At 30.9% G+C, this 12075-nt stretch carries 11 protein-coding genes; 7 read left to right on the top strand and 4 right to left on the bottom strand.

The genetic code is table 11. The annotated features are described in order from the left end of the window. Positions 1 to 156 precede the first annotated feature (156 nt). On the top strand, positions 157 to 999 hold the full coding sequence (locus H0I23_RS06600) for a 1,4-dihydroxy-2-naphthoyl-CoA synthase (RefSeq protein ID WP_216785664.1): 843 nt from the start codon (positions 157 to 159) through the stop codon (positions 997 to 999). A gap of 248 nt (positions 1000 to 1247) precedes the next feature. Further along, entirely contained in the window at positions 1248 to 1862 is a 615-nt protein-coding gene (locus H0I23_RS06595) for a DEAD/DEAH box helicase (protein ID WP_216785663.1), read from the top strand. 188 nt (positions 1863 to 2050) lie between these two features. Here H0I23_RS06595 and H0I23_RS06590 read toward each other — a convergent pair whose 3' ends face one another. Then, positions 2051 to 3379 (bottom strand): serine hydrolase, encoded by a 1329-nt coding sequence (locus tag H0I23_RS06590; RefSeq protein WP_216785662.1) that lies wholly within the window; start codon positions 3377 to 3379, stop codon positions 2051 to 2053. 144 nt (positions 3380 to 3523) lie between these two features. Between H0I23_RS06590 and H0I23_RS06585 the strand changes: the two genes are divergently transcribed. Genes H0I23_RS06585 through H0I23_RS06575 form a run of 3 tightly spaced genes read left to right on the top strand, consistent with a single transcriptional unit; the run spans position 3524 to position 6130 of the window. Further along, positions 3524 to 3967 (top strand): 3D domain-containing protein, encoded by a 444-nt coding sequence (locus tag H0I23_RS06585; protein ID WP_216785661.1) that lies wholly within the window; start codon positions 3524 to 3526, stop codon positions 3965 to 3967. Positions 3968 to 4007: 40 nt separating this feature from the next. Then, positions 4008 to 4664 carry a peptidoglycan recognition family protein gene (locus tag H0I23_RS06580; RefSeq protein WP_216785660.1) on the top strand — a complete coding sequence of 219 codons (657 nt, stop codon included), beginning with the start codon at positions 4008 to 4010 and terminating at the stop codon, positions 4662 to 4664. Further along, entirely contained in the window at positions 4664 to 6130 is a 1467-nt protein-coding gene (locus H0I23_RS06575; RefSeq protein ID WP_216785659.1) for a M14 family zinc carboxypeptidase, read from the top strand. The genes H0I23_RS06580 and H0I23_RS06575 overlap by 1 nt, the downstream gene beginning before the upstream one ends. A gap of 78 nt (positions 6131 to 6208) precedes the next feature. Here H0I23_RS06575 and H0I23_RS06570 read toward each other — a convergent pair whose 3' ends face one another. The 3 genes from H0I23_RS06570 to H0I23_RS06560 all read right to left on the bottom strand — a co-directional run bounded on the left by H0I23_RS06570 (position 6209) and on the right by H0I23_RS06560 (position 9177). After that, a complete protein-coding gene (locus H0I23_RS06570; protein WP_216785658.1) occupies positions 6209 to 6988 on the bottom strand; it encodes an SDR family oxidoreductase in 780 nt (259 codons plus the stop codon). Between the two features lie 117 nt (positions 6989 to 7105). Further along, positions 7106 to 7933: an OmpA family protein gene (locus H0I23_RS06565; protein WP_216785657.1), complete on the bottom strand. Its 828-nt coding sequence runs from the start codon at positions 7931 to 7933 to the stop codon at positions 7106 to 7108. A gap of 146 nt (positions 7934 to 8079) precedes the next feature. Then, entirely contained in the window at positions 8080 to 9177 is a 1098-nt protein-coding gene (locus H0I23_RS06560; RefSeq protein WP_216786041.1) for a VWA domain-containing protein, read from the bottom strand. Positions 9178 to 9410: 233 nt separating this feature from the next. On the opposite strand from H0I23_RS06560, the gene H0I23_RS06555 reads away from it, so the two are divergent. Next, positions 9411 to 9872, top strand: coding sequence for a (2Fe-2S)-binding protein (locus tag H0I23_RS06555; protein ID WP_216785656.1), 462 nt, complete (start codon positions 9411 to 9413; stop codon positions 9870 to 9872). A gap of 40 nt (positions 9873 to 9912) precedes the next feature. Continuing rightward, positions 9913 to 12072 carry a xanthine dehydrogenase family protein molybdopterin-binding subunit gene (locus H0I23_RS06550; RefSeq protein ID WP_216785655.1) on the top strand — a complete coding sequence of 720 codons (2160 nt, stop codon included), beginning with the start codon at positions 9913 to 9915 and terminating at the stop codon, positions 12070 to 12072. Positions 12073 to 12075: the final 3 nt, after the last annotated feature.

Raw genomic sequence — 12075 nt, 5'->3', positions numbered from 1 at the left:
TTTCCTCTTTAAATAAATAGAAAATACATAATCAATTTTCACTTCTTAATTTATAAGAAAAACCATCTCTTAAATCTACTAACGCTAAAAACCATTTTTCTTTAATTTCCTGTATCTTTAACCTTTTAAAAGGGATAAATAAAATAAAATCAGCAGATGAAAGAAATCGACTGGAAAACTGTTAAAGAGTTTGAAGATATAACCTATAAAAAATGCAATGGTGTTGCTCGTATAGCATTCAACAGGCCAAATGTACGTAATGCTTTCAGGCCAAAAACTACGAGTGAGTTGTATCAGGCTTTTTATGATGCGCAAGAAGATACCTCAATAGGGGTTATTTTACTTTCCGCAGAAGGCCCATCTACTAAAGATGGTATCTATTCATTTTGTAGTGGTGGCGATCAAAAAGCAAGGGGTCATAAAGGCTATGTTGGTGAAGATGGTATGCATCGTTTAAATATATTAGAAGTACAACGTTTAATTCGTTTTATGCCTAAAGCTGTAATTGCTGTTGTGCCAGGTTGGGCAGTAGGTGGTGGTCATAGTTTACACGTAGTCTGCGATTTAACTTTAGCAAGTAAAGAGCATGCTATTTTTAAACAAACAGATGCCGATGTTACTAGTTTTGATGGTGGTTATGGTTCTGCTTATTTAGCTAAAATGGTAGGGCAGAAGAAGGCAAGAGAAATTTTCTTTTTAGGTCGTAATTATTCTGCTCAAGAAGCGTTCGAAATGGGTATGGTAAACGCAGTTATTCCTCATGATGAGTTAGAAAATACAGCATACCAATGGGCTCAAGAAATATTAGAAAAATCGCCTACATCTATTAAAATGTTGAAATTTGCAATGAATTTGACTGATGATGGTATGGTGGGGCAGCAGGTATTTGCTGGTGAGGCTACACGTTTAGCCTATATGACAGATGAAGCTAAAGAAGGTAGAAATGCATTTTTAGAAAAACGTAAGCCTGATTTTGGTAAAAACAATTGGATTCCATAAAAGTAAAAGCTAAGAGGTTTAAAAACAAAACTTTCATATATTAAAAAAGACCTTATCAATTAAGATAAGGTCTTTTACGAGAACACTATATGAAAATGAAAAATTTTATTTCTTTATTATACTGCTAATCTACACTTGTTGTTCGTTTCTTTGTAATTATTGTTGTCAAAATCACATTTATTGTGGTGAACTAAGGAAAACCTGTTATTTAGAAAAAATAGAAGTATTAATACGCTGTAAATTAACTTATGTCATTTAAAAAATTACAACCTGAATTAAAAGAAGCTTTAGAAAACTTAGAGATAAAAGAACCTACAGTTTTTCAAAAAAATGTTCTTTCTAAAATAAAAGGAGGTGCTAGTTTATATGGTATAGCACCTGATGGAGCTGGTAAAAGTACTGCAATAGTTATAGCTACACTTCAAAAATTAGAGTGTAAGGCTTTTGAAGATGCTCCGAGAGCATTAATTTTTGTGAGAGATAAACAAGAAGCTTTAACTCTTGCAGGCGAATTTGAAAAGTTTACAAAAAGAATGGATATTAGAGTTTATTGTGCTTACGATGAACAAAACCTAGAAGACCAAAGGGCAGATATTTATGATGGAGTAGATGTTGTAATAGCAACACCAAAACGATTGAATAAAATTTTCTTTTTAAATGGTATTAACTTAAGTCAGTTAAAATTATTCATGGTAGATGATGCTGAGTTTTTGGTAAAAGCTAGTGCGTATTCAGATTTAATTAGAACACCTGAAAGTCTTGAAAAATGTCAATATATTGTGTTCTCTACTGTTTTTGATGAAAGAATGGAGCGTTTGAGAAGTATTTTTATGTATAATGCTCATATTATAGAAACAAAATAATTCTGAAATTAGAATAATAAAAAAGAGCTTTGATATGGAATCAAAGCTCTTTTTTTGAGAACACTATTTGAAAAATGAATAACTAACTAACTAAACTTTTTTTAACTATACTTCAAAGATATATTTCATATACATGTTTATGAAACTATTGTTGTCAAGTCATTAAAAGTTGTTGTCAATTAACGATTTTAGTTTATAGCGCTTAAAATTTCTTTTAAAAAGGTATTTATATTAAAATCAGGCTCTTCTGCTAAACCTGTTCTCACAATTACTAAATCTTTAGATGGTATTATAAATACCCGTTGCCCTTGAAAACCATTTGCAGAATACATATCCTTCGGAACATCTGGGTATTTTCCGTTTGCGTTCAACCAAAAATGCCCACCATAAGTACCGTTAGAATGTTGTGTAGGTTTTGTGATGTATTTAACCCAATCTTCATCAAATAACCGTTCATTTCCCCATTTTCCGTTATTTAAGTATAGTAAGCCAAATTTGGCCCAATCTCTCGTTGTTGCCCAAGCATATGAAGAGCCTATGTAGTTACCATTCATATCAGCTTCAATAAGCATAGAGTTCATTCCTATTTTATCGATTAATTGTTGGTAAGGAAAATCTAAATATTCTTGGTGTGTTTTAAATTGGGTTTTTAAAATACCAGAAAGTAAGTTTGATGTTCCTGAAGAGTAATTCCATACTTCAGTAGGTTTAGCAATTGCTTCTTTTTGTATTTGTGCTTTCGTCATATCAGCATCTAAAAAAAGCATTTTAGTAACATCTGATATTTTTGTATAATCTTCTTCCCAAGCCAAACCACTTTGCATACGTAGTAAATGGTTAATTGTAATATTTTTTCTATCGTCTTTTTGCCATTCAGCTATAGGTGCTCGGCTATTTACATCTAATTTACCTTGGTATTGTAGTATACCATATAATGTAGCGATAATACTTTTACTCATCGACCAACCTAATATAGATGTACCCTCATTAAACCCGTCAATATATTTTTCGCTAATAATATTGTTTTTATAAGCAACTAAAACGGTTCTTGTTTTTTTAACATCAGGCTCAGAAAAACTGTTTTCTATGGCGGCATTCAATTTACCATAATCTACATTCTCAAAAATTGTATCCTTTTCTTTTTGATGACCAAATGGGTAGGGCAGTGTATCTTTTTTTATAAATCGATTTGGCTTTTGATAAGGTTCATTTTCATTATAATCATCATTAACAAGAACACAGCCTAAACCTTCGCGGTAAACACTTTTTCTTTTCATTAATCCAAAAACAGAACTTGTAGCAGTATTAGTGTTAACCGTTGCATCGGCCATTTTAATTAAATGAAAGTTATTTTCATTTAGAGAAACTGATTCAGCTGTTTGTTTGCCTATAAATACACTAGAAGCCATGCTTTTAGAAGCAAAACCAGAAATTAAATTCAATTTTGGGTAATTAAGGTAAAGTAATATTACTATAACAAATAGGAAAAAAAAGAGACCTCTTTTTAAATTTTTCATGCGTGTAATTTTATGTAAAATGATTTAAATATAACTATATTAATATGTATTTGAATTGATATATTATTTAATTTACGCTGTTTTTTTGAAATTTATGTGTTTAAAAAAAATAATGTACTTTAGAGATTAATCTTATTTAAATAAATGGCGTGTATTTATAAATATGGAATTGTTTTGGGTCTGCTTTTTATTTCAGGATGTACACATCAAAAAAAAGAAAAGCTAGATTTACACCATTGGAAACCGCTAAAAGTTACTATAACGGCCTACAACTCTTTTCCATCACAAACCACAACGATAGACCCAAATGTAGCTGCTTGGGGTGATACTTTAAAACCAGGTATGAAAGTAATTGCTGTTTCTAGAGATTTGATGCGAAAAGGATTAAAGTATAATACGATGGTTCGTATAGATACCTTGCCAGATACTTTTTTAGTAAAAGATAAAATGCATTATCGACACCGGAATAAAATAGATATTTACATGGGTCGTAATAAACAAAAGGCTTTAGATTGGGGACGAAAAAAGCTAACTATATTTTATGCAGAACAAAAGGATAGTGTTGTTATAGGTGAAAATAGCAATTGATTTTTGTATTTTTAATGCTTTAATTTATTCTAGATTATTGATGAAGAAATTTAGCATTGTATTTTTATTTTTATCTCTTTTGATTTCTTGTAGTACTACAAAAAAAATAGTAAATAAACCTATAGTTTTTAATACAGAAAGAGAACAATTAACACTCGATTATTTATCAACTAGATACGGAATAGAACAAGAATCTTCAGTTATTATTCCTAAAATGATTGTTCTGCATTGGACAGTAATTCCGACATTAGAAAAATCTTTCAAAGCATTTAATGATCCAAAATTACCAAATTGGAGACCAGATATTAAAAACGTTAGTGGTTTAAATGTTTCATCACATTTTTTAATTGATCAAGATGGTATTATTTATAGATTGATGCCCGAAACTAAAATGGCTCGCCATGTAATTGGTTTAAATCATTGTGCAATTGGAGTAGAGAATGTTGGTGGTACAGACGATTTACCACTTACGGAAGCACAATTAATATCTAATATTTGGCTTGTTAAATATTTAAAAAAGAAATATGATATTGATTATTTGATTGGCCATTATGAATATCAAAAATTTGAAGACCATGAACTCTGGTTAGAAAAAAATAACGATTACAGAACAATAAAAACGGATCCAGGTGAAGATTTTATGAAGAAAGTTAGATCTGCTACTGAAAAATTAAATTTTAAATCACTCCCTCAATAATGAAATTAGCTTTAACACTACTTACTTTTTTAAGTACTATATTAATGTATAGTCAAGAAAAAGACATTACTTCAAAATTATATGATACATATAATACGTATAAAGAATCTACGCTTTCAAAAAGAAGAATCAAACATACTGAAATTCAACCTTTAATTAGCAAATTTAAAGACAGGCAAGGGTATAAAGTACAAACTGTTGGAAAATCTATAGAAGGGCGTTCAATATCTTTAATAAGTGTAGGTACAGGTACTACAAATGTTTTTTTATGGTCACAAATGCATGGCGATGAACCAACGGCTACGCAAGCTATATTTGATATTTTAAACTTTTTATCAAGTAATGATTTTAAAGTAGAAAAGGATAATATTTTAAATAATCTTACACTTCATTTTATGCCGATGTTAAATCCTGATGGGGCAGAGGTTTACCAACGTAGAAATACATTAGGTATTGATATTAATAGAGATGCTCTACAATTACAATCTCCTGAAGGTAGAATTTTAAAAAGAGTACGTGATAGTTTGAATGCTGATTTTGGTTTTAATTTACACGATCAGAGTACTTATTATAATGCAGAACGAACAGCGAAGCCAGCAACGATATCATACTTAGCACCTGCTTATAACTATGAAAAAGACATTAATGATGTGCGTGGCAATGCTATGAAAATTATTGTTTTTATGAATAGTATTATTCAAAAATATGCGCCAGGGCAAGTAGGTAGGTATAATGATGACTTTGAACCAAGAGCTTTTGGCGATAATATTCAAAAGTGGGGTACTAGTGCTATTTTAATAGAATCAGGTGGCTTTAAGAATGATGTTGAAAAACAAGAAATTCGTAAACTGAATTACGTTTCTATTCTTTCTGCAATTTATACCATTTCAAAAGGTAGTTATAAAAATATTGCGATTTCAGAATATGAAAAAATACCCCAGAACGATAGAAAACTTTTTGATTTAAAGATAGAAAATGCAAATTATAAGCTTTTAGGTAAAACTTATAAATTAGATATAGGAGTACAAAGGTTAGAAGTAGGCAAGGAGGGTAATAAAGATTTTTGGTATAGCAGTAGAATTATGGATCAAGGAGATTTATCTACTTATTACGGGTACGATACACTTGATGCTACAGGTTATACTATGATTAGTGGTAAAAAATACCCAACTAAGGTTAAAAACATGGCTGAGTTTTTAAAATTAGATCCTTTTGAGTTATTAAGTAAAGGATATGCTTATGTAGCAGTAGAAACTATCCCAACAGGGCAATTAGAGTCTCCATTACCATTGCACATTGTTACAGGAGCTTATAAAGTATCTAGCGATTTAAGATTAAATGTTGGTATAAACCCTACCTTTTTATTACAAAAAAATGGAAGCATAGACTATGCTGTAATTAATGGTTTTTTAATTAATTTAAAAACTAAGAAAGGAGCATTTAAAAATGCTATGATTTTTAGATAGGCTATTCTGTAATAGTAACATAAAAAAAAGCTAGAACATATTTGTTCTAGCTTTTTTTATGTTTTAATATATTTGATTTTAACTTACATCTTGCATTTTTCGTACTTGTTTTAAAAGTACTTTTTTAGGTATAAATGGTAAAAGTTTAGTTATTACTTTCATAGCGAAAGGTAAGCCTGTAATTACATCTAAATCTCCATTCATCATAGCATTATAACCATCTAATGCAACACTTTTAGCATCTGCGGGGCTTTCGAATGCAGAAGTTTTATCCATACCAGAGGTTTTTCCAAAATCTGATTCTGTCGCTCCAGGCATTAAGTTTGTTACAGTAATATTTGTATCATGCAGTTCTTCAGCAATAGCATTGGTAAAAGACCTTACATAAGCTTTTGTTGCAAAATAGACAGCTTGTAGCGGTCCAGGCATTAAGCTGGCCGTAGAAGATACATTTAGTATTCTACCTTCATTGTATTTTATAAAATCATTTAAAAAAAGATGAGTCATTTTCGTTAATGCAGAAATATTTAAGTCTATCATCGACATATCGTCTTCTAACCTTCTTTCGTTGAACTTTCCAAGTCCTCCAAAACCTGCATTATTTATTAAAATGTTTACACGAATACCAGAACTGATAACTTTATTATACACTTCGTTACATGCATTTTTTTCTGTCAAATCTTTTTTAATAACCAAAACGGTTACTTTATATTTTTGTTCTAATTCAACTTTAAGTTCATTTAGCTTATTCTCATTTCTGGCAACTATTACTAAATCACCTCCATTTTTGGCATGTATGCGAGCGAACTCTTTACCAATTCCACTACTAGCTCCTGTAATTAGTGCTGTATTACACATTGTATATCATTTATAATTCTTTGCAAAAGAAAGATTTCTTAACTGATTTTGTTGACTTGTACAAATAAAAAAAGGATGCTAATAAGCATCCTTTTTTATTCATATGTTATTTGTCAATTAAAGATTGTCAGAATCTAAAAGAGCAAAGAATTTATTAAGATTAGGAATAATGATAATCTTAGTTCTTCTGTTTTTAGATCTATTTTCTTTAGAATCGTTTTCTACTAAAGGCATATAGCTGCTTCTACCAGAAGCAATCATTTTTTCTGGTGCTACATTATATTTAGTTTGTAAAATACGAACTACTGAAGTTGCTCTTTTTACACTTAAATCCCAGTTGTCAGAAAACATTGGAGTTTGAATAGTTTTAGAATCTGTATGACCTTCAACCATTACTTCCATACTTGGCTCAGAATTGATAACCTCAGCAATTTTACTTAAAATATTATTTGCCTTAGAACTAACTTTATAACTACCACTGTTAAATAATAATTTATCAGAAATATTGATCATTACAACTGTTTTGTCAATATTGATGTTGATATCATCATCTTCATCAGTAATAGACTTTTTTAAATTGTATGAGATAGCAACATTAATTGAATCTTCTAATGTTTTAGCATCAGCTAAAAGAGCAGGATCAACTTTAGTTAAAGTTTTTCTCATTTTCTCTTTTGTATTATTACTCATAACAGCAACATCATTGATAGAAGTAAGCTGAGAATCATTAATTTCTTTTAAAGAATTTAATTTTTCATTGTATTCAGCAACTCTAGCTTCAATTTTTGTCATTTTAGACTCTAAGTCTTCTTTCTCAACTTGAGTTTTAGTTAATCTACTTTTAGTGTCATTTAAATCAGACTCTAAAGCCACATATTTTTTCTTAGATACACATGAGCTTAAAGTAGCTATTGTTACAACTGCAATTAATGTTATTTTTTTCATTTTTAAAATTTTAGTTACTCAATATAATTTTTGGTATTCTACATAACTATCTACGGTCAAATGGATGAAATAGATGTTAAATGCATAAAAAAAGAAAGGCTATTCAATTGAATAGCCTTTGTGAAAAGAGGTTAAATATCTAACAATTAGTTACATCCGCCAGTAAAACCATTAGCAGAAAATTTTGTCTGAACAGCACCTTGTTTTGATCCAGAAGTTACTTGGATAGCTAAATTGTTCTCTCCGCTACCATCACGTTTTGGACTACAGTACTCGAATAAGTAGAAGCTATTAGCTCTTTGTGATACTAATAAAGAAATATCATTAAAAGTTTTTTCTAACTCAGCCTTATTACCAGCAAACACACTTGATGTTTTACCAATAGTAGCTAAAACTTCTGTGTCAATTTCACTACCTAAACCAATTGTAAAAAATGAGATGTTTAAATTTGCATTTTTCACTTTATCAGTAGCGGCTTTTTCTGTAAATCTAGAAGCCTGATCAGTACCATCTGTAAATATTACAATAGAAGCGGCACCTATAATTTCATTGTCTTTAGTGTCATTAAGTAATTTTTCCGCAATATCTGTAGACTTAATTACGGCACCATATAAATCAGTAGAAGGGTCATTACTAATATTTTCGTCAATACTATCAATAGCAGATATTAAATCATCTTTAGAAGATGTTAAGTCATTTAATAAATGTAACTCATTTTCACCATCAAACCAGTATATAGCCATTTTTACAGCTTGACTTTCAGGAGAAGGCATTACATTATTAATAAAACTGATAGAACCGGTTTTTAATTCTTCAAGGCTACTACTTAATACACTATTACTTAAATCTAATACCAAAAGAGTATTGTTATTGAAAATTTGTGAGTTTGGAGAAATTCGGGCTTGCGATTCAGAAGTCGATATTCTATTAAAACAATCATCATTTCTACCTTGCTCATAAATTGTAAATTCATTAGCCGTTAAACCAGAAACAGGATTACCATCTGTATCAGATACTTTAAAAAAAACAGAAACTTTACCAGGCAATGTGGTGAATTGATCTTGAATAGAAAGTGTTAATTGGTTTTCTCCTAAATCTAAACAGTCATCAACAACTTTACCTTCGCCAAGGTCACTACCAGTAGTAGAACCCGTATTTGAAAAAATATCATTTTCAGCATTACCACAGGAAAGAGCTAGTGCAAGCACAAAAAGATATACTATTGGTTTTAAAATAAATTTCATTTTCATAATATTAAATGTTCAAGCGTTTAAACGCATTAATCACGCCAAAATTATGTGTGAATAAAGAAATAAAATGTTAAAGAATGTTAATTTAAATAAGAGCTTCAAAATCAAACCCCATAAGCTAAAAACCTTTATTATGTTAATTTATTTTTATCATTACTTAGAAGTATAAACTTGCTATTATTTTTGATATCTTGTAAGAGTTACATATTAAACTAAAAATTTTATTTATGCCATCGTATACATTAAAAGTTAATGGAGAAGCAAAAACTGTTGCTGCTAGTGAAGATTCTCCAATATTATGGATACTTCGAGATCAATTAAATTTAGTAGGTACAAAGTTTGGGTGTGGTATAGCACAATGTGGGGCTTGTACGGTTCATTTAGATGGTACAGCAGTACGTAGTTGTATGCTAACTATTTCTCAAGTTGAAGGAAAATCAATAACAACAATAGAAGGTTTATCAGAAGATGGTTCTCACCCTGTTCAAGTAGCGTGGAAAGAAATAGATGTGCCCCAATGTGGGTATTGTCAAGCAGGGCAAATGATGACTGCATCAGCTTTTTTAGCTAAAAACACTACTCCTTCAGAAAAGCAAATTAAAAATGCAATGCATGGTAATATTTGCAGGTGTGCATCTTACACTAGAATTGAAAAAGCAGTAAAAAAAGCGTCTGAAAATATGATTTAATTCATAGCAACCATTTTTAAATCTTATTAAATAAAAAAACATGTCATCTATATCATTCAACAGAAGAGCCTTTATAAGAACATCATCTCTAGCTAGTGGAGGTTTATTAGTAGGTTTTAATTTTTTTACGGCTTGTAAAGATTCTGTAAAACCACCTATTGATATTTCAAAACTAAATTTTAACGATTTTAATGCTTTTATAAAGATAGCAGATAATGGTATGGTTACTATATTTTCTCCAAATCCAGAAATAGGTCAAGGTGTCAAAACATCTATGCCTATGCTAATTGCAGAAGAATTAGACGTTGCTTGGGAAAATGTTTATGTGCAACAAGGGCTTTTAGATACTGATAACTATAAAAACCAATATGCAGGTGGTAGTAATTCTATACGTTTAGCATGGGAACCTTTAAGGCAAACAGGTGCAACAACGCGTCAAATGTTAATTAATGCTGCAGCTGCACGATGGGGTGTAGATGCAAAAGAATGTACAACAAGTGAAGGGGTTATTACAAATGCAAAAGGAGAAACATTAGGCTATGGTGATGTAGTAAAAGAAGCAGCACAGCTTGAAGTACCAGAAGAATTTATTTTAAAAAAACCAAAAGATTTTAAAATTATAGGTACAGATGCTCAGAACGTTGACATAGATAAAATAATAACCGGTAAACCTTTATTTGGTTTAGATTATAAGGCTGAGGGTATGGTTTATGCTTCTGTTTTACGCGCACCAGCATTCGGGCAAAAACTACAATCTTTTAATGATTCAGAAACAAAAACTATTGAAGGAGTTATTGCTGTACATCAATTTGGAGATAAAGTAGCGGTTTTAGCAAGTAATACTTGGTCGGCAATGAAAGGAAAAAAAGCATTGAGGGCAGAATGGGTAACGGACACTAAACTGGAAAGTTCAGCAGATCATGATCAAATATTAATAGATCTTTTAGATGGAAGTAATTTTGAAACACTGCGTAAAGATGGAGATGTAGAGAAAGCATTTGCTGAAGCTGATACTGTTTTAGAACGAACTTATGAAGCTCCATTTTTGCCGCATAATTGTATGGAACCAATGAATTTCTATGCAAATGTAACAGATAAAAAAATTCACCTTGTCGGGCCTATACAAACTCCAGAAGGTACAGCTAAGGGCATCGCAGCTAAATTAGAACGCCCTTTTGAAGATGTACATTTAGAAATGACAAGAATGGGTGGTGGTTTTGGTCGTCGTTTATATGGCGATTTTGCAATAGAAGCTGCTGAAATATCTAATATTTCAAGAAAGCCAATAAAAGTTATTTTTTCAAGAGAAGATGACATGACAGATGGAATTTATAGACCAGCAACTAAATATCGTATAAAAGCATCTATTAAAGGAGGTGAAATTACAGGGTATCAATTAAAAGAAGCTGCAATAGACTCTAATATGTACGGATTGATACCTAACTTTTTCCCTGCAGGGGCGATAGAAAATTATCAAGTTGATGTTGCTAAATATGAAAGTAATATTACTACCGGAGCATGGAGGGCACCATATACTAATTTTTTAGCTTTTGCAGAACAAAGTTTTTTTGATGAACTAGCAGAAGTAATGAATGTTGATAAAATACAAATGCGGTTAGATTTACTTGATAAAGTAAAGGGAACTACAGATAGTCGCATACAATACTCACCTGAACGTATGCAAGCTGTAATTAAAAAAGCAGTTGATAAATCAGGTTGGGGAAAAGAAAAAGAAGGAACTTACCAAGGTTTTGCAGCTTATTATTGTCATAACACCCATGTAGCTGAAGTTGCAGATGTTGTTATTGAAAAAGGAATGCCTGTTGTTAAAAAAGTTACTTGTGTTATAGACTGTGGTATTGTAGTAAACCCATTAGGAGCAATGAACCAAGTTGAAGGTGGTGTTATTGATGGGATTGGGCATGCTATGTATGGTGATTTTAGTTTTTCAGAAGGTAAACCTAGTGCTCAAAATTTTGATCAATATCGTTTAATTCGAATGAATGAAATACCAAAAATTGATGCTTATTTTATAGAGAGTGATTTGGCACCTACAGGTTTAGGAGAACCTACATTGCCACCTGCAGGTGCAGCTTTAGCAAATGCAATAAAAGCAGCAACGGGTAACAGATTATTAAAACAACCCTTTTCTAAATATCCAGAATTATTGAAAATTCCTCAAAAAGTAATTGTGGGATAAATT

This window comes from Cellulophaga sp. HaHaR_3_176 (assembly GCF_019021925.1).
Classification (GTDB): domain Bacteria; phylum Bacteroidota; class Bacteroidia; order Flavobacteriales; family Flavobacteriaceae; genus Cellulophaga.
The sequence above is the reverse complement of the archived record's forward strand: the minus strand, read 5'-3'. Positions and strand labels throughout refer to the sequence as shown.

Bases quoted from the DNA above. Each gene is read 5' to 3' on its own strand.
- H0I23_RS06600 (WP_216785664.1), top strand. From the start codon at position 157: ATGAAAGAAATCGACTGGAAAACTGTTAAAGAGTTTGAAGATATAACC.
- H0I23_RS06555 (WP_216785656.1), top strand. From the start codon at position 9,411: ATGCCATCGTATACATTAAAAGTTAATGGAGAAGCAAAAACTGTTGCT.
- H0I23_RS06595 (WP_216785663.1), top strand. From the start codon at position 1,248: ATGTCATTTAAAAAATTACAACCTGAATTAAAAGAAGCTTTAGAAAAC.
- H0I23_RS06565 (WP_216785657.1), bottom strand. From the start codon at position 7,933: ATGAAAAAAATAACATTAATTGCAGTTGTAACAATAGCTACTTTAAGC.
- H0I23_RS06560 (WP_216786041.1), bottom strand. From the start codon at position 9,177: ATGAAATTTATTTTAAAACCAATAGTATATCTTTTTGTGCTTGCACTA.
- H0I23_RS06550 (WP_216785655.1), top strand. From the start codon at position 9,913: ATGTCATCTATATCATTCAACAGAAGAGCCTTTATAAGAACATCATCT.
- H0I23_RS06575 (WP_216785659.1), top strand. From the start codon at position 4,664: ATGAAATTAGCTTTAACACTACTTACTTTTTTAAGTACTATATTAATG.
- H0I23_RS06580 (WP_216785660.1), top strand. From the start codon at position 4,008: ATGAAGAAATTTAGCATTGTATTTTTATTTTTATCTCTTTTGATTTCT.
- H0I23_RS06590 (WP_216785662.1), bottom strand. From the start codon at position 3,379: ATGAAAAATTTAAAAAGAGGTCTCTTTTTTTTCCTATTTGTTATAGTA.
- H0I23_RS06570 (WP_216785658.1), bottom strand. From the start codon at position 6,988: ATGTGTAATACAGCACTAATTACAGGAGCTAGTAGTGGAATTGGTAAA.
- H0I23_RS06585 (WP_216785661.1), top strand. From the start codon at position 3,524: ATGGCGTGTATTTATAAATATGGAATTGTTTTGGGTCTGCTTTTTATT.